Source organism: Longispora fulva, from assembly GCF_015751905.1.
Lineage (GTDB): Bacteria > Actinomycetota > Actinomycetes > Mycobacteriales > Micromonosporaceae > Longispora > Longispora fulva.
Map to the genome: position 1 here is coordinate 3,607,685 of NZ_JADOUF010000001.1, position 21,683 is coordinate 3,629,367.

Annotated in this window: 17 protein-coding genes; 9 read left to right on the plus strand and 8 right to left on the minus strand. The window is 73.6% G+C overall.

Features of this window, described 5'->3' with window-relative positions:
- Position 1 precedes the first annotated feature (1 nt).
- The 6 genes from IW245_RS15885 (at position 2) to IW245_RS15910 (ending at position 7,676) form a co-directional block, all read left to right on the plus strand.
- Positions 2–802: an ABC transporter ATP-binding protein gene (locus IW245_RS15885; RefSeq protein ID WP_197003955.1), complete on the plus strand. Its 801-nt coding sequence runs from the start codon at positions 2–4 to the stop codon at positions 800–802.
- 211 nt (positions 803–1,013) lie between these two features.
- A complete protein-coding gene (locus tag IW245_RS40715) occupies positions 1,014–2,618 on the plus strand; it encodes a sensor histidine kinase (protein ID WP_197003956.1) in 1,605 nt (534 codons plus the stop codon).
- Positions 2,619–2,625: 7 nt separating this feature from the next.
- Positions 2,626–3,282, plus strand: a complete 657-nt coding sequence (locus tag IW245_RS15895; RefSeq protein ID WP_197003957.1) for a response regulator — start codon at positions 2,626–2,628, stop codon at positions 3,280–3,282.
- An 89-nt stretch (positions 3,283–3,371) separates the two neighbouring features.
- Positions 3,372–4,583, plus strand: coding sequence for an agmatine deiminase family protein (locus IW245_RS15900; protein ID WP_231398818.1), 1,212 nt, complete (start codon positions 3,372–3,374; stop codon positions 4,581–4,583).
- Positions 4,584–4,658: 75 nt separating this feature from the next.
- Positions 4,659–5,792, plus strand: coding sequence for an agmatine deiminase family protein (locus tag IW245_RS15905; RefSeq protein WP_197003958.1), 1,134 nt, complete (start codon positions 4,659–4,661; stop codon positions 5,790–5,792).
- Between the two features lie 99 nt (positions 5,793–5,891).
- Positions 5,892–7,676 carry a serine/threonine-protein kinase gene (locus IW245_RS15910; RefSeq protein WP_197003959.1) on the plus strand — a complete coding sequence of 595 codons (1,785 nt, stop codon included), beginning with the start codon at positions 5,892–5,894 and terminating at the stop codon, positions 7,674–7,676.
- A gap of 49 nt (positions 7,677–7,725) precedes the next feature.
- Here the strand turns inward: IW245_RS15910 and IW245_RS15915 are convergent, their stop codons facing one another.
- The 4 genes from IW245_RS15915 to IW245_RS15930 all read right to left on the minus strand — a co-directional run bounded on the left by IW245_RS15915 (position 7,726) and on the right by IW245_RS15930 (position 11,956).
- Positions 7,726–8,427 (minus strand): nucleotide exchange factor GrpE, encoded by a 702-nt coding sequence (locus IW245_RS15915; RefSeq protein ID WP_197003960.1) that lies wholly within the window; start codon positions 8,425–8,427, stop codon positions 7,726–7,728.
- 387 nt (positions 8,428–8,814) lie between these two features.
- Positions 8,815–9,984: an agmatine deiminase family protein gene (locus IW245_RS15920; RefSeq protein ID WP_197003961.1), complete on the minus strand. Its 1,170-nt coding sequence runs from the start codon at positions 9,982–9,984 to the stop codon at positions 8,815–8,817.
- A 251-nt stretch (positions 9,985–10,235) separates the two neighbouring features.
- Positions 10,236–10,838 carry a TetR/AcrR family transcriptional regulator gene (locus IW245_RS15925; protein ID WP_197003962.1) on the minus strand — a complete coding sequence of 201 codons (603 nt, stop codon included), beginning with the start codon at positions 10,836–10,838 and terminating at the stop codon, positions 10,236–10,238.
- Positions 10,839–10,888: 50 nt separating this feature from the next.
- Positions 10,889–11,956 (minus strand): agmatine deiminase family protein, encoded by a 1,068-nt coding sequence (locus IW245_RS15930; protein ID WP_197003963.1) that lies wholly within the window; start codon positions 11,954–11,956, stop codon positions 10,889–10,891.
- 56 nt (positions 11,957–12,012) lie between these two features.
- Here IW245_RS15930 and IW245_RS15935 point away from each other — a divergent pair, with 56 nt between their 5' ends.
- Together IW245_RS15935 and IW245_RS42230 are read left to right on the plus strand one after the other, a co-directional pair.
- Positions 12,013–12,624, plus strand: a complete 612-nt coding sequence (locus IW245_RS15935) for a DUF3885 domain-containing protein (protein WP_197003964.1) — start codon at positions 12,013–12,015, stop codon at positions 12,622–12,624.
- Positions 12,621–13,970 carry an NAD-binding protein gene (locus IW245_RS42230; protein ID WP_197003965.1) on the plus strand — a complete coding sequence of 450 codons (1,350 nt, stop codon included), beginning with the start codon at positions 12,621–12,623 and terminating at the stop codon, positions 13,968–13,970. The genes IW245_RS15935 and IW245_RS42230 overlap by 4 nt, the downstream gene beginning before the upstream one ends.
- 42 nt (positions 13,971–14,012) lie before the next feature.
- On the opposite strand, the gene IW245_RS15945 is transcribed toward IW245_RS42230, so the two are convergent.
- A complete protein-coding gene (locus IW245_RS15945) occupies positions 14,013–15,920 on the minus strand; it encodes a glycoside hydrolase family 5 protein (RefSeq protein ID WP_197003966.1) in 1,908 nt (635 codons plus the stop codon).
- 236 nt (positions 15,921–16,156) lie between these two features.
- Between IW245_RS15945 and IW245_RS15950 the strand changes: the two genes are divergently transcribed.
- A complete protein-coding gene (locus tag IW245_RS15950; protein WP_197003967.1) occupies positions 16,157–17,185 on the plus strand; it encodes a substrate-binding domain-containing protein in 1,029 nt (342 codons plus the stop codon).
- Positions 17,186–17,188: 3 nt separating this feature from the next.
- On the opposite strand, the gene IW245_RS15955 is transcribed toward IW245_RS15950, so the two are convergent.
- The 3 genes from IW245_RS15955 to IW245_RS15965 form a co-directional block, all read right to left on the minus strand.
- Positions 17,189–18,082, minus strand: coding sequence for a GNAT family N-acetyltransferase (locus IW245_RS15955; RefSeq protein WP_197003968.1), 894 nt, complete (start codon positions 18,080–18,082; stop codon positions 17,189–17,191).
- A 52-nt stretch (positions 18,083–18,134) separates the two neighbouring features.
- The gene (locus IW245_RS15960) at positions 18,135–19,286 is read right to left on the minus strand and encodes a hypothetical protein (RefSeq protein WP_197003969.1); all 1,152 of its coding nucleotides are present in this window, start codon (positions 19,284–19,286) and stop codon (positions 18,135–18,137) included.
- 107 nt (positions 19,287–19,393) lie between these two features.
- Positions 19,394–21,682 (minus strand): caspase family protein, encoded by a 2,289-nt coding sequence (locus tag IW245_RS15965; protein WP_197003970.1) that lies wholly within the window; start codon positions 21,680–21,682, stop codon positions 19,394–19,396.
- Position 21,683: the final 1 nt, after the last annotated feature.

The following is a 21,683-nucleotide window of genomic DNA, read 5'->3' on the forward strand; positions in this document are numbered from 1 at the left end:
CATGGCTGAGACCGTGCTCGAGGTGTCGGGACTGCGCAGGACCTACGGGGCCGCGCGCGCGGTCGACGACGTGTCCTTCACCCTCGCGGCGGGCGGCGCGCTGGGCGTCGTCGGCGAGTCCGGGTCGGGCAAGACGACGACAGCCCGGATCATCGTCGGCCTGGAGCGGGCCGACTCCGGAACGGTGACCGTCGGCGGACACCAACGGACCGGACGGCCGGTCGGCCGCGCCGCGCGCCTGCGGTGGGCGCGTGAGGTCCAGATGGTCTTCCAGGACCCCTACCTGTCGCTGGACCCCCGGATCAGCGTCGGCGGCGCGCTCGCCGAAACCCTGCGGCTGCACTTCCCCGGCGCCGACCACCGGACCCGCATCGCCGAACTGCTCGACCAGGTCGGACTGGGCGGGCGGGAGGCCTCGGCGCTGCCGCACCAGCTCTCCGGCGGGCAACGCCAACGGGTCACGATCGCCCGCGCCCTGGCCGTGCAGCCGGCGGTCCTCGTCCTCGACGAGGCGGTCGCGGCGCTGGACGTGTCCGTCCAGGCCCAGATCCTCAACCTCCTCGGTGACCTGCGCGCCGAGCTCGGCGTCGGATACCTGTTCATCACCCACGACCTCGGAGTGGTACGCACCGTGACCGACGACGTGGTGGTGATGCGCCAGGGCCGGGTCGTCGAGGCCGGGCCGACCGACCGGGTCCTCGCCGAGCCGGAGCACCCCTACACCCGGCTCCTCCTGGAGTCCGTCCCGCGGCCCGGCTGGGATCCGCGCCGGATCGCCGAGGCCCGCCGCGCGCTCGGCTAGGGAGTGTCTCGTGGATCTCGTCGCGCCGAGGCGGAGTCCAGAGGTCGAGATGCAAGCCGATGATGCGTCCGAATACCGGTGTTGTATTCGGGCGGATCAGCGGCGCCGCAGGTCGGACTCTGGGCCCGCCGCAGGCCGGCGAAGATCCACGAGACACGACCCAGGGGTGGTCCCGGGACCACGGGGTGACGGTACGTGCATGCTGAGTGGTGTGCGGACGAAGAGCGGTGTCACCTCCCAGGTACTCGTCGACCTGGGCCTGCTCGCCGTGGCGGGCGCCGCGGTGGCGGTCCTGTTCGGCTGGGCCGACGACTGGCTCGTCGACAGCCTGCTGACGGAGCACCCCGCCGCGCGGTGGATCGTCGCCGGCGGCGCGGTCCTGGCGGTGCTGATCCGCCGCCGGCTGCCGGCCACCGCGGTCGTCGTCGCGGCCGGGTTGACCGCGGCGGACCCGTTGACCGGCGGCGCATGGGCGATCGTGGCCTACGCCGCCGGTCTGCGGCCCATGTCGGCCGTCCGGCGGTGCGCGCTGCTCGCGGCCAGCGTCGCGGTGCCCGCGGCGGTCGCCGGAGTCGCCATGATCGGCGAGAGCGCGCAGCTCATCCAGTACCGGATCAACGCCGTGGTCGTGACGACGGTCGTCTGCGGGGTCCTCCCGGGGCTGGTGGGCGTCGTCGTCGGCCAGCGCGAACGGCTGCTCACCGCGCTGCGCGAACGCAACTCCTCCCTGCTGCGGGCGCACCGGGCCGCCGAGGAGCGTTCCCGCCTGCTGGAGCGCTCCAGGATCGCCCGCGAGATGCACGACCTCCTCGGCCACCGGCTCAGCCTCATCGCCCTGCACGCCGGAGGCCTGGAACTCGCCAGCCGCTCGGCCGGCGGCGAGCTGCGGTCCACGTCGGTGCTCGTGCACTCCACCGCCCGGCAGGCGATGCGCGAACTCCGCGGCGTCCTCGGCGTCCTGGGAGCCGAGGACCCGGCGGCGGCCCGCCCGGAGCCGTTGACGGACACGACCGGCACGAAGGCGGACGTCGCCGACCTGGTCGCCGGGTCGAGGACCGCCGGCATCGCCGTGGACCTGGAATGGACCGGCGAGGACCTGGACCACGCGGACCCCGCCGTCCGGCGCGCCGTGCACCGTGTCGTCCGCGAGGCTCTGACCAACGTGCACAAACACGCCGCCTCCGCCCCGGTGGCCGTCGCCGTCCGGCGCACCGCGCACGACGTGCGAATCGAGGTGCGCAACGGCCGGGGCGGCCACCCGGCCCCCGGCATGTCCGGCAGCTCGATGGGGCTGGTCGGGCTCCGGGAACGGGTCCGGCTGCTCGGCGGGACGCTGCGCGCCGAGCCGACCGCCACCGGGGGTTTCGCCGTCGTCGCGACCGTCCCGCTGGCCGCCCACGCCGAACCCGGGGCCGACAGCGCCCCCGCCCCCGACGGGACGGCCGGCACGCCCTCGCAGAGCACCTGGGCCAGGGCCGGCACGGCCGTCACGATGGCGGTTGCCGTGATCGGCGTGGTCGGGTTGCAGTACCTGGCGCTCGCGTTCGTCCCGTTCCCCGGCGACGACGAACGGGCGGAGATGTCGGAGTACGGCATGTCCCACGACGACTTCGTCGACCGGTACGGGCTCAGCAGCCCGCGCGCGGAGGCCACGGCGCGCGGGCACGAGCCGGCCAGGCCCGACGGGGCGCGCTGCGACTACCACTACAGCGCCGACCGGTCGACGCCCACGACCGCCGTGGTGCACCGCTACTGTTTCGTCGACGCCGAGCTCGTGGAGATCCAGGAACTCGACGTCGCCCTGCCCACCGAGTGAGGACGCCATGATCCGTGTAATGCTCGTCGACGACCAGGAACTCGTCCGCGCGGGCATCCGGCTCGTGCTCAAACACGCCGACGACATCGACGTGGTGGCGGAGACCTCCGACGGGCGCGGCGCCGCCCAACTCGCCGTGCGGCACAAGGTGGACGTCGCGCTGCTCGACATCCAGATGGCGGGCGTCGACGGGCTGACCGCCGCCGAACGGATGGCGGCCCAGGCGCCGTCCGTCCGGGTGGTCATGCTCACGACGTTCGGCGAGGAGGAGTACCTGCGCCGGGCGTTGCGGGCCGGGGCGGTGGGCTTCCTGCTCAAGGACAGCACCCCGCAGGAGCTCATCGAGGCGGTGCGGTTGGCCGCCGCCGGCCGACACGTCGCGTCGCCGGAGATCACCGGGCAGCTGATCCGCGGGTACCTGGACAGCGATCCCCCGCAGGCCAACCCGCACCGCGAGCGGCTCTCGGTCCTCACTGAGCGGGAACTCGAGATCCTCGTCATGGTCGGCACCGGGGCTTCCAACGCCGAGATCGGCCAGCGGATGTTCCTGGGCGAGGGCACGGTCAAGGCGCACGTGAGCCGGATCCTCACCAAGCTCGGCTGCGCCAACCGGGTGCAGGCCGCCGTGCTCGCGCACGAGGCGGGCCTGTTGTCCGATTCCTAGACCGGCGTCGTGACGATCGGCCACGAACCCGAGACGAAAGACAGCTGTCCGGCCCGCACCGGTCGCGGACGATGAACAGGTCGGCTTCCATGCCGTTTTCCCTGTTCACCGCAGTGTCCGCCGTCACGGGGGCACCGCCGCCCGACCTGGAGACCCCGATGACCGGACCCCACACCTCCTCCGACCGCACCGGTGCGCGGCCGTCCCGCCGGGCCGTCCTCGGCGCGATGGGCGTCGGCGCGGCCGGCCTGGCCGTCGGTTCGCTGGCCGCGGCCTCTCCGGCGGGGGCGGCGGCCCGGCGCTGGCGGGTGGGCGCCGACGACGTGCGGCACGCGCGTACCTGGATGTCGTGGCCGGCCAGCAGGTCGATCTGGGGCCGTGATCTCAACGGGGTCCAGGACGACATCGCGTTGATCGCGAGCACGATCGCCGCGTACGAGCCGGTGGTCATGTGCGCCGCGGACCGCTACGCCGCCGCCGACGCCCGGGCCCTGTGCGGCGGCGGGGTCATTGTGACCGACGAGATCCCCACCGACGACCTGTGGATGCGCGACGCGTGCGCGGTGTTCCGCACCGACGGCGCGGGCGGGCTCGACGCGGTCGGCCTGAACTTCAACGGCTGGGGCCGCAAGCAGCGGCACGCCGACGACGCCCGGGTCGCCCGGTACGTCGCCGAGTACGCGTCGGTGCCGTACAGCACCGCGCGGTTCGTCGGCGAGGGCGGCGCGATCGAGACCGACGGCGACGGCACGGTGATGGCGACGGAGAGCAGCCTCGTCAACGCCAACCGCAACCCGGGCTGGAGCCGCGACGACGTGGAGGAGGCCGTACTGGCCGCCTACGGCGCGGACACGATGATCTGGGTGCCCGGCATCAAGGGCAAGGACGTCACCGACGACCACATCGACGTGACCTCCCGCTTCGTCCGGCCGGGCGTCGTCATGGTGCAGCTGCCCCCGCGCGACCGCACCGACGTGTGGGCGAAGGACGCGCGCGAACAGTTCGCCATCCTGTCCGCCGCGACCGACGCGAAAGGCCGCCGGTTGCAGGTGATCACGATCGAGGGGCCGGACAAGGTCCGCTCCCGCAGCGACAAGTTCGTCGACTCCTACCTCAACTTCCACGTCGTCAACGGGGCCGTGATCACCGCGCAGTTCGGCGACCGGGCGAAGGACGCGGCGGCGAAGGCCACCCTGGCCGCGGCGTATCCCGGGCGGGAGGTCATCCAGCTCGACGTGGACCGGTTGATGACCGGCGGCGGCGGCATCCACTGCTCGACCATGCACGAGCCGCTGCCCTAGGGGCGCGATCGACCACGATCACGGGATCTTCTTCGGTACCGTGAATCACAACCGCTTTTTCCTGGAGTACTCCATATGTCAGGTTTTCTCCTGTCTCGCCGGACGGTGCTGCGCTCGCTGGCCGGGGTCGGCGCGGTGGCACTCGGAGCGACCGCGTGCTCGGCACCGGACGACTCCCCCGACACCGGGACGGCCCAGCCCCCGGCAGGGCGGCGGTTCGGCGCCGAATGGGAGCCGCACGCGCGGACCTTCATGGCCTGGCCGGCCTCCGACGGGATCTGGGGCCGACAGCTCGCCGACGTGCGCCAGGACATCGCCGGCATCGCCCGCGCGGTCGCCGGCTTCGAGCCGGTCGTCCTCCTCGCCCGCCCCGGGCAGGAGGACGAGGCGCAGCGGGCGTGCGGCTCGGACGTGGAGGTCGTCGCGCTCCCGGTCGACGACCTGTGGACCCGCGACACCGTGTCGGTGTTCGTCGAGGACGCGGGCAAGGTCATGGGCGTGGACTTCAACTTCAGCGGCTGGGGCGGCAAACAACAGCACGCCAACGACGCGCAGGTCGCGGGCAAGGTGCTGGCCAAGTACGGCATCGGCCGGATCGAGACCCCGGTCGTCGCCGAGGGCGGCTCGTTCGAGACCGACGGGCAGGGCACGCTCCTGGTCACCGAGAGCTCCGTCGTCAACGACAACCGCAACCGGGGCCGGACCCGGCAGCAGATCGAGGCCGACCTGATCGCGGCGCTGGGCGTGCGGAAGGTGATCTGGTTCGCCGGCGTGCGCGGCAAGGACATCACCGACGCGCACGTCGACACCCTGGTCCGGTTCGTGGCCCCCGGGGTCGTCCTGCTGGACAAGCCCGCCGACGGCACGCCCCCGGACGTGTGGACCCGCGCCATCGACCAGGCCCGGGGCGTACTGAAGGACGCCACCGACGCCCGGGGCAAGGCCATCGAGGTCATCGACCTGCCGCAGCCGGACCCCGACCGGATCACCGGCCGGGGCGCGGAGTTCGTGTCCTCCTACGTCAACTTCTACGTCGCCAACAAGTCGGTGATCCTGCCCAAGTTCGGCGACGCCGCCGCCGACGACCGCGCGAAGCAGATCCTGCGCGACCACTTCCCGGACCGCGACGTCGTGCAGCTGAAGATCGACACGATCGCGTCCGGTGGCGGCGGCATTCACTGCTCGACCCACGACCAGCCCGGCGGGTGACCGGGACCCGGTCCCGCTGACGTCCTCGCGCGCGTGCGCGCGGCCCGGCACCCCGTCCGGCGCCGACGTCCGACCCCTCTCGCACCAGGAGAACCACCCGTGTCCCTCGACCCCACCCCGACCCTGCGGGCCCCGTCGCCGGTATTCCCGCCCCTCCTGCCCGACGACCCGCGCGAGGTCGGCGGCTACCGGCTGCAGGCCGTCCTCGGATCGGGCGGCATGGGCCGGGTCTACCTGGCCTACACCCCGGCCGGGCGGCCCGTGGCCCTGAAGACGGTGCGCCCGGAGTTCGCCGAGGACCGCGAGTTCCGGGCCCGGTTCGCGCACGAGGTGGCCAACGCCCGGCGCATCCACGGCCTGTACACGGCGCAGGTGATCGACGCCGGCACCGAGGACCAGGCGCCGTGGCTGGCCACCGCGTACGTGCCGGGCCCGTCCGTACACCAGGTCGTGCGCGACCACGGCCCGCTGCCGGTGCGCACCGTACTGCTGCTGATGGGTGGCATCGCGGAGGCACTGCAGGCCATCCACCGCGCCGGGGTCGTGCACCGCGACCTCAAGCCGGCCAATGTGCTGCTCGCCGCCGACGGCCCGCGCGTGATCGACTTCGGGATCGCCCGGGCGGCCGACGCCGTCGCGCTCACCGGGACCGGGCTGGTGGTCGGCTCGCCGTCGTACATCGCACCCGAACAGGTCCTCAACCGGCCCGTCACCCCGGCCGCGGATATCTTCGCCCTCGGCGCGCTGGCGGCGTTCGCGGCCGGCGGGACGCCGCCGTTCTCCGGAGGACCGGACAGCGCCGCGCTGTACCGGGTGGTGCACGAACCGCCCGACCTGCGCGCTGTGCCCCCGACCCTGCACGACCTGGTACTGCGCTGCCTGGCCAAGGACCCCGGCGCCCGCCCGTCCCCCGCCGAGATCATCGACGTGGCACGCCGGCATCCGGCGGTGGGCGGACAGCTCCGGTTCACCGAGGACTGGCTGCCGGCGTCGGTCAGCGCCGACATCACCCGACGCGCCGACCCGGCACCGCACCTGGCGACGGAGGCCGGCGGGGCGCACGGGGCGCTGGCGGGCGCGACGGTGGCGGGCGGGCCGGACCCGAGCCTGGTGGGCGCGCATTCGACAGTGGCCGGCGGGCCAGGCCGAAGCCCGGTGGACGCATCGCGCCCGCCGGTCGCCGGCGGGCCTCACCCGAGCCTGGCCGGCGGGTCGCCGCCGACCGTCGTGGACGGGGCGGCGGCACACGTGGCGCACGCGACCGCGCGGATGCCGGTGGACCGGGCCCCGGTGCGAACCCGACCCGGCCGACGGCGGCGGGGTGTCGCGTGGCGGACGGTGGTGATCGTGGCCGCGGTGACGGCCGTGCTCGGCATCGTCGGCGGGATCGTGATGATCGACCACCTGGACCGGCTGCTCGACGGGCCGGCGGCGGACAGCGCCGCCCCGCCCGCACCCACGGTCTCCGCGTCGCCCGGGGCGGGACGGGTCGCCGAAACGCCAGCCGTTCCGCGATACTCCGCCGTGTACACCGCCGTGACGCTGACCGCGCCCGACGACTCCTACGATTTCGACATTCGCACCGGCACCCTGACCCCGGCGGAGTCCACGACGTGGGCGGTGGGCCACACCAACGGCGAGTTCCTCGCCCCGGACGCCAGCGACGCCTACCTCGCCCCGGGCGGCCGGCTGACCGCCGAGGAGTGCGCCACGGCCGCCGACCAGCGTCCGGTCACCCGGCTGGGCTTCGCCGACGCGGCCCCCGGTCGGGCGTTCTGTGTCCGCTCGCGCACGACCCGGGACATCGCCGTCGTGCTGGTCGTCAGCGCGACGGTCGGTGGTCCGGTGACCGTCGCGATGGACTACTACCGCGTCGACGGCTGAGCCACGCCGGGCCTGCCGCTCGGTCCGGCGGGCGTGCCGTCGGGTCGGCTCACCGGTAGACCGTCACGACCGGTGCGCGGAGCACGGCGGCGTGGTCGGTGTAGCCGGGCACCTCGACCGCCGCGATCCGGCCGATCCGGCCCGGGTCGGGCGCGGGTACCGACCCGCCGGCCTCGTGCCGGGCCGGGTCGAACCGTTCGCCGAGCGGGCTGACCGTCTCGACTCCCGCGTCCGCCAACGCCCGGCCGAGCCGCCCGGACAGGGCGTCGCTGGTGAGCCGGTCGCGCAGGTACACCATCTCCCGAACCAGGGCGTCGCGCTCCCGGCCGATCCGAGAGTCGGGGGCCGCGGCGGGCGCGGCCCCGCTGGTCCACGCCACCGGCTGGGAACCCGGCACGTCACCGCCCTTCCGGGCGGCCGGCCGAGAGCCGGGCACGTCACCACTATTCCAGGCCACCGGCTGAGAGCCGGGCACGGCCCTCGGCCGGGCCGTCGGCTGGGAGCGGAGTGCGGACGTCACACCGACGGCCAGGCCACCGGCCATGGCGGCGCCGAAGAACCCGGCCACCGCGGGGAGCACCGCGAACGAGTCCGGCTCGCACGCCTGCGCGTCAGGGCTGGCGGCCTCGCCGGTCGAACACGTGCTCCCGGCACCGGTCACCCCGGTGGCGACTCCGGCGAGCACGGCGACGAACAGGGCTGCGAGCATCGCGACGGCTGCCGCGCTGGCGCGTACCGCACTCGGGGACATCGATTCTCCTATGGGGATGGCGGGGCACGGTGCTGCCGGCACGGTGGCCGGATTCACGACGCATGGGCGGCACCGTCGTCACGCGGGACACCGTGCCCCGCAGGCCGGGCACCCTGCCCAGGCTGGCGGAACGTCGCCGGGACACCGCGCCTCGGCACGCCGGGCACCCTGGCCAGCTTCGCGGCGCGCGGACAGCGCCCGTCGCGGTCGCGGCACGACCCGTTCGACCACGCCGGCGCCCTCCCAGCATGCCCCGCGCCCAGCCCCGGAGGCAGTGCCGATCGGCCACCCGTGGGCAACGAAAGTGACCGGCGGCCCCGGATCCCCGGGGCCGCCGGTCGGCGGTCCTGCGCACGCGCGGCCCCGCGTGCGCAGGATCAGGACCCGCTACGCCAGGGGCTCCTGCATGGTGACGCAGTGCGCCCCGCCGCCGCCCTCGCCGTAGAGCTGGTCGAGGTTGAGCTGGACGACGGTCTTGCCCGGGAACGCCGCGCCGATCGCGGCCTTCGCCGCCGCGTCCTTGGCGGTGTCGCCGAACTGGGTCGTGATGACGGCGTTGTTGGTCACCACCCAGTTCACGTAGGAGTTGAGGAACGTGTTCCAGCGGCTGTGCGGCCACCGGGGCAGGGTGTCCGGGTTCTCCAGCGTCAGGACCTGCAGTCGGCGGCCCTTGGCGTCGGTCGCGTTGAGGAGGGTGTCGTGGATGGCCCGGGCGTTGTCCGCCCAGGGGCCCGTCGTGCCGGCCGGCGGCACCTGCACCATGACCACGCCGGGGCGGACGAACCGCGCGGTCGCGTCGATGTGGTCGTCGGTGATGTCGTCCGGGTCGAGGTAGCCCGGGCACCAGATCATCTTGGTGGCGCCGAACATGTAGAGGAGTTCGTCCTCGATCTCCTGGCGGGTCCAACCGGGGTTGCGGTTGGAGTTCACCCAGCAGGTCTCGGTGGCGAAGAGGGTGCCGTCGCCGTCGTACTCGACACCGCCGCCCTCGCCCGTGGCGTAGGACGGGGTGAACGGGGACACGCCGGCGTAGGACGCGGCCCGCTGGGCGACGTACCGGTCCTTGCTGGCGGTCTGCTTGCCGCCCCAGCCATTGAAGTTCAGGCCGATGGCGTCGCGCCCGCCGGAACCGTTGACGCGGAACAGCGGGCCGGAGTCGCGCATCCAGCAGTCGTTGACCGGGATCGAGCTGATCACCTGGACCGTGGAGCCCACCGCGGCCCGCGCGTTGGCCGCGTTGGTCGTGCCGTCGGCGCACAGGACCACCGGCTCGTACTTGGCGATCTCCTTGGCCAGCTTGGCGATGTCACCCTGGATCTTGGGCAGCAGCGAGCTGCCCCAGATCGACGTGCTGGAGGGCCAGGCCATCCAGGTCCGCTTGTGAGGGGCCACCTCACCCGGCACGACGAACGTTCCGGCGGCCGACGCCGGTCGGCCGGCGAACAGCGCGTCGCCGGCGACTCCGACGACGGCACCGGCGGCCGCCGTCGCGCCCACCGCGGTCAGGAACGACCTACGGCTGACCCCGGGGCGGGAGGCCCGTTCTGTGTTGTCCATCCGTCTCTCCTCTCGGGCGTCCTGCCTCCGCGAGGGGAGCGGCTTCTAGGACGCCATACTAGATTGAGTATCAGAGGCACTTCGGCCTGCGTCAATGCCAAAATTGGTTGACAACCTAGAATTCCCCGGAGGGCCGCCGCGCGCCGTGAACGCGCGCGGCGTACCAAAAAAATGCTTCAAGGCTTTTGACTGTTACGCCGCGTCACTGGGCCGGCGCGCGGCGGTCGCTCCCCGCCGACGGCAGGCCGGGGCTACGCCGCGCGGGACCCGAGCAGCGTCCGCGCGGCGGCCCGGACCAGGCGGAGGAGGTCGACCCGCGTGAAGCCGGGCGCGCCGAGCGTGACCTTGATCGACAACCCGTCGATCATCGCCGACAGCGACATGGCCACGGCGACGTGGTCGGTGGCGTGGAAGGCGCCGCGCCCGACGCCGTACCCGATCACGTCGACCAGGATGTCCCTCCACCGCGCGTCCAGCTCGTCGAGGACCTTGGCGACCTCCCCGTCGAGAGCAGCCTCGAGCCACACCTGCAGCCAGAGGACCCAGCCGGGGTCGCGGACGCCCTGCGCGGCGGACAGCTCGACGAGCCGGTCGAGCCGGTCCCACGGATCGCCGATGTCGGCCAGCTGGCGGGCGACCTCGGCGGCGAGGGCCTCCTCGCTGGCCCGGATCGCCCGCATCAGCATGTCGATCTTCGAAGGGAAGTAGTAGGTGACGTGGCCCGGGCTCATCCCGGCCCGTTCCGCGACGTCGGCGACCCGGACGTTGGCCAGACCCCGCTCGGCGATGACCTGGGCGGCCGCCCTGATGACGAGCTCCTCGCGCTCCTTGCCCTTCGAACGTCGTGCGGTCACGGCACCTCTTCCTCCCAGACGACATCCCATCCTATGGCCGGCGTCGCCGGTCACCGCAGGACGGAGATGTCCACCCCCTCGGGGATCTGCTGGGTGATGCAGTGCGGACCGCCGCCGCCGAGGGCGATGGTCGCGCCGGGCACCGCGACGATCTCCCGACCCGGGTACACCTCGGCGAGGGTCTTGAGCGCCGCCTCGTCCGTGCCGTCGCCGTTCACCGGCACGATCACCGCGTCGTTGGCGAGGTAGTGGTTGGCGTAGGACACGGCGGCGTCCGGGCCCGGGTCGAGCAGGCTGACCCTGAAGGCGCGTCCCGCGGCGTCCGGCGTCGAGCGCAGGGCCGCGAGGTTGTGCTGCGACCGGGAGTACTCCGAGGCTCCCGGGGTCGCAGGCGCCTCCAGCAGCACGTGCCCGGGTCCGACCAGTTGGGCCACCCCGTCGATGTGGCCGTCGGTGCCCTCGGGGCCGACGTCGAAACTGTGCCCGTACGGCAGCCACACGACCGTGCTCGCCCCGAGGTAGTCGCACAGTGCCCGCTCGATGTCGCCCCTGGTCATGTCCGGGTTGCGGTTCGGGTTGAGCAGGCACTGCTCGGTCGTCAGGACGGTCCCGTCGCCGTCGACGTAGAACGCGCCGCCCTCCAGGACGAACGGGGCGTGGAACACCGGGAGCCCGAGGCGCTCGCCGATCCGGGTCGCCAGCCGAGCGTCGTCGTCGTGGGGGTGCCACCGCCCGCCCCAGGCGTTGAACCCGAACTGCACCACCGCGATCCCGCCGGCGGCGTCGCGCACGAACACCGGCCCGCTGTCCCGGGTCCACGAGTCGTTGATCGGGATCTCCACCGGCAGGATGTCGGCGGTGCCGCACAGGTCGCGCACCTCGGCGGCCGTGCCGGGCTGGCAGACCATCACGACGGGCTCGAAGTCGGCGATGGCCCGGGCCACCGCCGCGTAGTCCCCCTTCACCTCGTCGAGGCGCTCGCCCCACAGCTCCGGCCGGGCCGGCCAGGCCATCAGGCAGGCGGCGTGCCGCGCCCACTCCGGCGGCATCCGGAAGCCCGCCTCAGCGGGCGTGATCAACGGGTTCTGGACCATCTCGCGTCTCCCTTGCCTCGACATCGCAGTCACTATATCTTGGATGGCAACCAAGAAACTCGCCACAGCTGGGGGACGCCATGCACCTCGGACCTGCCGAAGGGCCCGCGATCCCGGCTGCCGGCCAGGGCATCGACCCGACGACGCTCACGGACCGGTGGACCGAGCTGTGGCCGGAGTGCGCGCCCGTTCCGACCCGGCTCAGGGCCGCGTACCCGGATCGGTGGATCAGGTTCCGCACCCTGCCGGAGGGGCGGCGGCACCCGGCCTCCGAGGAGGAGTACGCGGCGGTCCTGCACCGCCACAACACCGTGCTGGACGACCTGGTGACCGACGGCCGCGTCCTCGTGCTGACCGCCGCCTACTCCGAGACACTCCGGGCGGACGCCGCCCCGCACCCGGGCGACACGTACTGGACGAGCGTGCTCCTGACCGACGAGCGCACCGGATACGAGATCCACCAGCACCAGTACGCGCGCCTGGCCCCCTGGTCGCCGGGTTGCCTGGACCCCCTGCTGCGCACGGTCGCCACCGACCTGGCCGCCACCGTCCTCGTGGCGGACGCCGAGCTGCGATGGCTGTGCCACCCGTTCGCCGGCGGCATGGACGTGATCCTGCCGACGCCCGAGCACCGCGACGCGCTCGGCGCACGCCACCCGGCCTGGCGGTCCACCCGCGCCACCGGCCTGTGACGCCCCCGGCGACCGACGATCCCCGCCCCTTCGTCGTCATCGGCACCACCGTCGTCGCCAAACGCGTCTGCGGCACCCTGGCGAGCCTGGGCGAGGACGTCATCCACCTCGCCGAGCCCACCGAGGACGAGCTGCGCACCGCCACGGCCCGCCGGCCGCGCGGCGTCGCCGTCCTGGTCCACGACGACGTCGCCTGCCTGCGCTACGCCCTGACCGTGGCCCACATGCGACCACAGACCCGCCTCGTCGTGTCGATATTCGACCGCACCGTCGCCGAACAGCTGCGACGCGTGATGCCCGCCTGCGTGGTCGCCTCACCCGCCGACGTGTCCGCCCCCACCCTGGCCGCCGCGTGCCTGAACACCGACCTGCTCGCCGTGTGGGAGACCGGGAACGGCCCGACCGGCGTGCGCCGGATCGACGACGCGCTCACCGTGGCCGGGTACCCCCTGCCGGGGCGGTGGCGCACCCGGCTGGGACGGCTGCGCGGGCAGCTCCGGCCGCACGACGGCGGATCACGGATGCTGCTGGCCGGACTCGCGGGGCTGGCGGGCGTGCTGTGCGCCGACTGGCTCTGGCTGTTCCTGCGCCACCACCTCGACCCCGCCACGGCCCTGTACGAGGCCGTCCGGGTGGTGGCCACCGTCGGCCCGGCCGAGGCACCCGAGGCCTCCGTCCGGTACCGGCTGTTCGCCGCGGCGGCCATGCTGGCCACGATCGTCTTCACCGCGGTCTTCACGGCCGGCATCGTGCACCGCGCCCTCAACGGCAGGACCTTCGGACTCATCGGACACCGCGCGCCGCCCGTCGACGGGCACGTCGTGGTCGTGGGGATGGGCCAGGTGGGGCTCCGGCTGTGCCTCGCGCTGAAGGACCTCGGGATCGGGGTCGTCGCGGTGGAACGCGATCCCGCCGCCGACAACCTGCGGATCGCCAAACAGAGCCGCATCCCCGTCCTGGTCGCGCACGGCAGCGACCGGCGGGTCCTGACCAGCCTGCGGCTGCACCGGGCCATCGCCCTGGCCGTCGTCGGCTCCGACGAACTGGACAACATCGCCGTCGCCCTGACCGGGCTCGCCGTCGCGCCCCACGTCCGGGTCGTGCTGCGCGCCGGGGACAGCGAGGCGACCGCAGAGACGAGGTCGCTGTTCCGGATCGCCGAGATCCGCGACGTCACCGCCATGTCCGCCACGTTCGTGGTGCTCGCCCTGCGCCGCGTGGACCCGGTCCACCTGTGCAGCGACGGCCTGCACGTCTACGCCCAGCTCGGGGGGCCCGAGTTCACCGAGTGCACCTCGGGGGTGGCCGCCGCGTGCCGACACCTCGAACCGCCCAGGACTGCCTGACCCGACACGCGGGCCCACGGCGGTCGGCCGGCGGTCATGGGGTCACAGCTGGCGGCAGAGCAGCGCGTCCGGGACGCCGCCGTGGGACCACCGCCAGGTGTAGGCGACGCCCGCGAGGTACTCGTCGTCGGCGCACTGGCCCTTGTAGTGGCCGGGCGACCAGTCGCTGGCCGTCGAGCCGCCCTGTGCCGGGCGGTTGTCGCCGTGGTCGAACCAGACGATGCGGCCCGTGGTCGGCAACGGGCGCGCTGCGGGTGCGCAGAGCAGGGCGGCCATGGCGTTGTCGTGCACGGCGTACCCGATGGCGAAGCTGTTGGTCGGGCACTGGAGTTTGCTGTAGCCGGAGGCCCAGTCGCCGTTGGTCACGTACCGCTCGTCGGTGACGACGACCGGCGGGGTCGCCGCCCGGCCCGGGGTGTTCAGGTCCCCGCACAGGCCCCGACTGCTACTGCGACCCAGGGCGACCAGGCGTTCGGTGTCCGGGCAGCTGGCCTTGCGGTTGCCGGGCGACCAGTCGGGTCCGGTGAGCACGGTCGCCGAGGCGTCGTGGTCGGCGAAGTCCAGGTCGAGCATGTTCCACCGCGCGGCCGGGGCGACGACGCCGGTCCTGGACGGGGCGGACAGGAGCTTGCGCCAGTCGGCGGTGCGCCAGTCACCCGGGTCGTTGACGCCGAGCCGGCCGCCGTCGGGGCCGTAGGACAGCAGGGCGAACCGTTCGTTGGGCACGCCGTCGGTGGACCAGCCGATCGCCGACCAGTACGCGAAGTCGACGTCGCGCTGCGCCAGGATGTCGGTGAAGGTGTGGAACCACGCGATGTCCCGCTGGTTGGTCTCGCCCCGGCCGCCGACACCGAACTCGCTGATCCAGACCGGGGCGGTGAAGTGCTGGCCCTCGGTGGTGACGAACGTCGACTCGGCGGCGACCGTCGCGGCCAGGTCCGCCGGGGACAGGTCGCGGTAGCGCGGGTCGCCGGTCGCGCCCCAGCCGCCGTCGGCGCCCGTGTTGGCCGGCCCGGTGAAGCCGTAGAAGTGCGCCGAGTAGACGAGCTTGTTCGACGCCGTGAGGGTGTGCGACAGGTTCGCCACCGGCCTGAGCTGGGGGCGGCCGTGGGAGAAGAGCACGTTGGGGATGCCGTACCAGTTGATGCCCTCCATCACGATGAGCAGGTCCGGGTCCGTCGCCAGGATCCGCTCGCCCGCGCGCTGGTAGGCCCGGTACAGGTCGTGCTCGTCGCCCCAGCCCCAGTTCGGGTCGTCCCAGGTGTCGCGGCGGACCTCGTTGCGCAGGTCGACGCCGACCACCCGCTTGTTCGCCCGGTACCGTCCGGCCAGGAACACCCAGTCGGCGATCCACTGCTCGGTGGACTGGCCGCTGTTCCACCGCTCGTTGCCGTCGAGGCCGCAGCACCACCGGTACGCCGTGGTGTGGTTGTTGAGGATCACCGCGAAACCGTCGGCGGTCAGGGCCGTCACCACCGCGTCGTACACCTGGAGCGGGGTCCTGCCGCGCAGCTGCGGGTTGGCCGCGACCGCCGCGTCCGGCACGACCGTGGTGTCGTGCACGAGGGCGTCGGCGAACGGCAGCCGGACGCTGTTGATCCCCGTGGCGTGCAGATCGGCCAGCAGCGTGGCCAGCGGGACCCGGTCGAGGCCGATCGGGAGGTTGTGGGACACCTCGCGGTTCGCGTGGTTGGCCGGGTCCGCCGGATCGCCCGAGCCCAGGTAGGTGCCCTGTGCTCCGCTCCAGTTGGCGGACACGAGCTTGAAGCGCTGGCCCGTCGCGTCGACGACGTAGCGGCCCCGGGTGCTCAGCGGCGCGGTCCAGGACCCGGCGAGCACCTGACCCGGAGTCGGCTCCGCCGCCTGGGCGGGAACCCAGGCCCCGGTGAGAACGCCCACCGCCGCAGCGGCGAGTGCGACCGCGCGCACAGCGAAACCTCTGGTCCTCATGACGCCCTCTCCGGATTCACCGCACGGCGATCGAATGATCGAAACCTGAGCATATGGCGCGGCGTTCCGACATGGACAGACTCGCCCGCCTGAATTCTCGGTGGCACCCACGGGAACACTGCGGACGCTGGATCCCGTGCCGGAGGAGCGTTTCCGGGTTCTTTGCGGACCGATCAGATCGCGATCGAATGCTACGGTTCGCGCCAGGCCGAGGGTTCTCAACCGCAGGGGGAAGCATGGCCATCACCGCGGAGCAGCGCCGGCAGGCGATCCTCGCCCTGGTTCGCGAGCGCGGCACGGTGCGGCTGGCCGACCTGGCGGCGCAGTTGGGGCAGGCGGCGGTCACCATCCGCCGCGACGTGGCGACGCTGGCCGACGACGGACTGGTCCGGCGCTCGCACGGCGCCGTCTCCGTCCTCGCCGAAGAGCGGGCCGCGACCGGCGAGCGGGTGGTCGGGGTGCTCGTGCCGACGGTCGACGGCTACTTCGACGAGGTGGTCGACGGCGCGAACGAGGTCGCGGCCAGGACCGGTGGACGGCTCGTGCTGACCATCGCCGACACCGGGGCGGCCGGGAACCGGGCGCAGGTGGCACAGCTCCTGGAGTCCGGCGCGGAAGCACTGTTGCTGACCCCGGACGGTGACGCCGGGTGGATCCGCGACCTGCCGGTCCCGGTCGTGCTGGTCGAGCGGCCGCCCCCGGCCGACAGTCCCCTCGCCGAACTGGACTCGGTCGCCTCCGACCACGGCCACGGCGTCCTGGTGGCGCTGCGGCACTTCACAGCACTCGGGCACACGTCGGTGCTCCTCGCCGCCCGGTCCGACACCCCGACCGCCCTGGCGGTACGTGCGGGCTACGCCGCCGGGATGCCCATGGCGGGCCTCACGGCCCAGCCGGTGGTCGACATCGCCGGCGGCCCCGGTGGCATGGCCGGGGTGGCCGCGGCCCTCGCCGAGCGGGTCGCCGCCGGGACTCGGGCCGTCCTGGTGCACAACGACCGGGCGGCCATCGCGCTGCCGCCGCTGTTGCGGGCGCACGGGCTGCACCTGCCCGACGACATCGCGCTGATCTCCTACGACGACGTGTTCGCCCGGCTCGCCGCGCCGCCGCTGACGGCCGTCGCGCCGCCGAAGAAGGCGGTCGGGGTCGCAGCCATGGAACTGGCCATGCGCAGGCTCCGGGGCGGATCGGACCTCCCGGCGCACCACATCAGGCTGCTGCCGCGGCTACGGGTGCGCACCTCGTGCGGGGCGGGGCCCTCCTAGTCGCTACAACGGCAGGCTGTGGACGGTCGAGCTGCGCCGGACGGACATGCCGACCCGTTCGTACAGGGGCAGGGCGCCGGTGTCCGAGTGCGTCCACAGGGTGCAGGTGCGCCGGCCGCTCCGGTACACGTCGCGGAAGGCGTGCCGGAGCAGCAGTCGGGCCATCCCCCGGTTTCGGTGGTCGCGGCGCACGGCGAGCCGCTCGATGTACCCGTCCGCGGAGCCGGGGACGTCCAGGGACAGTGCGACGCCGATCATCTCCCCGCCGGCGAACGCGACCGGGGACAGGCCGGGGGCGAACGTGGCGCGTTCCACGGTCAGTTTCGCCCACTCCTCATACGACCTGCGCCGCTCCTGCCACTCGTCGAACGCGTCCTCGAGGAGCTCGTGCACCGCGCGTTCGTCGCCGGCCCGAAACGGCCGCACCGTGACGCCGGCCGGCGGTTCGGGCGCCTCAGGCTCGGCGGGCAGGGCGATCTCCAGCAGCCAGGACGTCGCCAGCGGCGCGAACCCCCGGGACCGCACCAGCGCGACGGCCGCGGCGTCGGCGTCCGGGACCGTCTGGACGAGCCGGTGCCCGCCCGCCGCCCGGGTCCGCGCCACCGTCCAGTCCAGCAGGGCACCGCCGAGGCCCAGGCCGCGGTGCTCCGGGTGGACGTCGACCTCGGACCGCCGGTCCACCCAGGCACGGGCGACCAGGGTGTCCGCCGGGTCGTACACGAGCAGGGTGTCGGTCGCCGGGTCCAGGCCGGGTCGGGCGAAGTCCGCCGCGACGGCGTCGAGATCCGTCTCGGCGTGGCCGAGGAGCGCGCGTTCGCAGGTGGCGACCAGGTCCCTGATTGCCGGCATGTCGGTGGTGGTCGAGGGGCGGGTCCGGTAGCCCGTGGGAAGCAGCATGGGGTCAGTCTGCACGACCGCAGGGCGGGCCCCGGACAGAGGCCGGCCGGGCTCAGAACGGCTCGGCGAAGCTGTCGGTGAACACCCTGGACCGCACGGCGCGCACGGTGGCCGCCGAACCGGACACGCTGTCGTCGATCCACGCGAAGCCGACCCGGATCTGCCCGTCGAACATGACCCCGGTCGCCACGGCGGGGGAGGTCTGGTTGCCGGCGCCGGCCACCGGGACCGTGATCAGCTGCCCCGGCAGCCCCGCGCACATCCGGGCCTTGACGTTGTCCCCGGTGCTGTCGCCCTGGTCGGGGGTGAACCGCTCCGCCCAGGTGACGACGAAGCTGCCGAGCGGCAGGGCGGAGGCGGCGAAGGACTGGGCGACGGTGTGATCGGCGGCGTGCGTGAGGTTGAACTCGGGCTGCTGGACGCCTCCCGAGCTGAACGGGGACATGATCGCCACCCGCTCAGTTCCCGGCCCCTGCGCCGCCGCCCGCGCGATCACGAAGCCGCTGTCCTGGCCGGGGAAGGTGCTGAGGAACGTCATCCCCATGTCCCCGGTGAACCCGGAGAAGTTCGGCACGTGGTCGCCGCCCACCGTCGTCCCGTCCAGGGTGAAGACCCGCACCCGGGCCGTGACGTGCGCGACGGCGAGGTTCTCGCCCCCGCGCCAGGCGACGACGAAACTGTTGGCGTCCGTGCCGGTGACCCGGACCGGGCCGACGTGCACGCCACCGGCGTCGTTGACCTCGATCTCCCCACCCTTCGGCGCACCGTCCGGTCCGAAGATCCGCGCCCGGACCCCCAGCGTGCCCACCCAGGCGACCACACTGTCGCGATTGGACAGCCGGGCGATCGCCGGGCGGAAGCCCGTGTCCACGTCGGAGGTGTTGACCTGGGTCTCGTCACCGATCCCCACCCCGTGCCCGTCGAACCGCCGGGTGCGGACCACCCGCGCGGCGGTGTCCAGCCAGGCGACGGTGAACCCCGGCGTGCCGATGTCCCCGACGGCGGCCGGCAACGTCCCCTCCCCCGCGGCCGTGGTGGAGACGGCGAACTCCGCGCCGGTCTTCTTGCCGTCGCCGAGCAGCATCTGGCCCCTGATCGCGGTGTTGGCGGCGTTGTTCCACAGGACGGCGAAACCCGCGCCGCCGGAGCCGCAGATCGCGGGCGGGGAGGCCGACGCGGCCGTGCTGATCAGGGTCTCCACCACGGCACTCACCCCAAAGTGTCAGCAAATATCCCGGCTTATCCTACCGTGAGCGGCCTGCCTTGAAGGCGCTCTCTGGCCACGCCCGCAGCCGGAAGACCGGGCATTTTTCAGGGGTACCGGACCCGACCGGCCGCCGCTGGGCGCCGGGCGAGCCACAGCACGATGGCCACGGCGACCGCCACCGCCGCCACGAACCAGGCCTCGGCGAGCACCGCGACCCTCGCGTCGACGATGGACTCCGAAGCGGTCCCGGCGGCCGTCGGGTACAGCACGGGCAGGAAGCCGAGCACGCCGGCGAGCCCGCGCGCCCGGGCGAGCGTGAAATGTTCGTGGTCGCGGGACCCCGGGCCGCGCAGCGCCCCCGCGGCGGCCCCGACGGTCAGGGCCGCGAACAGGGTGAGCGCCGGAAACAGCAGCAGGTCGGAGGCCATGGGGCCGGCCGGCCCCACGCCGTACAGGAACCCGGCCTGGCCGACCAGGCCCAGCACCGCGAGCGTCGCGACGAGCCCCGACCTGGCGCGGCCGCCGAGCCGGGACAGGACGACAGCCGGCACCAGCGCCGCGACGACCGTGAGCAGCACGATGACGACGGGGTCGGCATCCTCGGAGATCAGCCTCACGGCAGTGCCTTCGCGGTATTCGGACATCAGCAGTACCGTCGCGCCCCAGGACAACTCCGCCGTCGCCGCGGCCAGGACGAGCACCCGGCTCCGGGGTGCCAGACGCCGGCCGGGGATCCCGGGCACGGGGGCGGAGGTGAAGGCGAGCCCCGCCGCGCCCACGTACAGCAGACAGGCGAGGACGGCCGCCACCGTCAGCAGGTCGACGGGCACCGAGAACACCACCACCGTCCGTCCGGACTCGGGCGTCCAGAGCAGCACCGCCGCCGAGCCGAGCAACTGCCCGAGCAGGGTGACGGAGTGCGCGCCCGGACCGGCGGACGTGACCGCCGCGGCGGTGAACGGCGCCCGGAGGGCGGACAGCACGCCGACGAGGAGCAGGAGGACGCACATCGACGTGACCGTGACAGGGCCGATGATGAGGAACGCTCCGGTCGCCGCGGCGGTGAGCACCAGCGCGGGGCCGCGGTGGGCCGCCAGTCGGTCCCGCGGCGTGACCCAGACGGCGAGGTGCCCGACCAGGCCGGCCACGGCGGCGACCCAGAGGACGGTCGTCAGCGGACGGCCGTCGGTACGCAGCGGGATGAGGATGGCGGCGAAGGAGAGGACGCCGCAGGCCACCCCGGAGAGGAGCTGGCTGGCCACCGTCCTGCGGTGTCCGACGGCGGAGACCGGAGCTGGGAGGAGGAACCCGGTGTCCCTCGGAGAGGTCGCGGCGGGTGGGATCGCCGCGGGGCGTGGGGTGGTCGGAGTGCGGGTCGACGCGGTGCGCGGTGTGGTCGCGAGGCTGGTTCCGTTGGGCGGCGCGTCCGGGACCCGATGGTCCGCGTGCTGGTGGTCCGCGTCGCTGCGGGGGTCCACTCCGGGCGGCGGGTCAGGTGGGTCCGGGTCGGGCTCGGGATCCGGGACCGGCGGCGTCTCCGACACGGGCCGACTGATGGCCACGGCAACCACCGGAGTCCGGCTTGTCCCCGGCTCGTCGCCCACGTCCGGGGTCCGGCCCGCCTCCCGGGGCCGGCCCGCGCGCGGGGGCCGGCGGGCCGGTGGGGTGCGGGCCAGGAGCAGGCGGCCCTCGACCTGGTCGGCCGTCCGGGTTGGGGTCTGCTCCGGGATCCGGCTGGTCACCTCGGCGTGCACGTAGTCGTACAACTCGTCGACGCTGACGTACCCGTCGCCGTCCAGGTCGGCCGCCCCGGTCGCCAGGCCCGTGATCACCGCCTCGGTGAACACGCTGGGCCGGCCGGGCGTGGCGCTGGTGACCTCCTCCTCGTGCGCGTACTGCAACGCCGTCGAGGACGTGATCACCACCCTCCCCCGCCCGTTGAACTGGTCGCTGAGGTCCGCCACCGGCTCGCCCCGGGTCCGCCGGAGGGTGGCCGCGCCGCTGTAGCAGCAGTCGAGGAGCACGATGACCCGGCGGGACAGCCCACGGTCGATCCGCTGGTCGATGAACTCGAAGGAGACGCCGGTCGCGTCGAGGTAGTCGTACTGGGTGTTGGCGGCGGCGAAGTACCACCGGCTCTCGTCGCGGCGGCCGTGCGCGGACACGTGCAGCAGCAGGATGTCGTCGCGGCCGGCCGCGGCGAAGAACCGCTGGATGGCGATCCGGATCTCGTCGGTCCGGCCATCGGGCACCACCGCGACGTCGAACCCGCAGATCGCCGGGTCGGCCAGGACGGCGCGCAGACCGGTCAGGTCGGCCGCCGCGCCGGGCAGCGGGCGGAACCGGGGATCCTCGTACCGGCTGTTGGCGATGATCAGCGCGCGTTTCGCCACC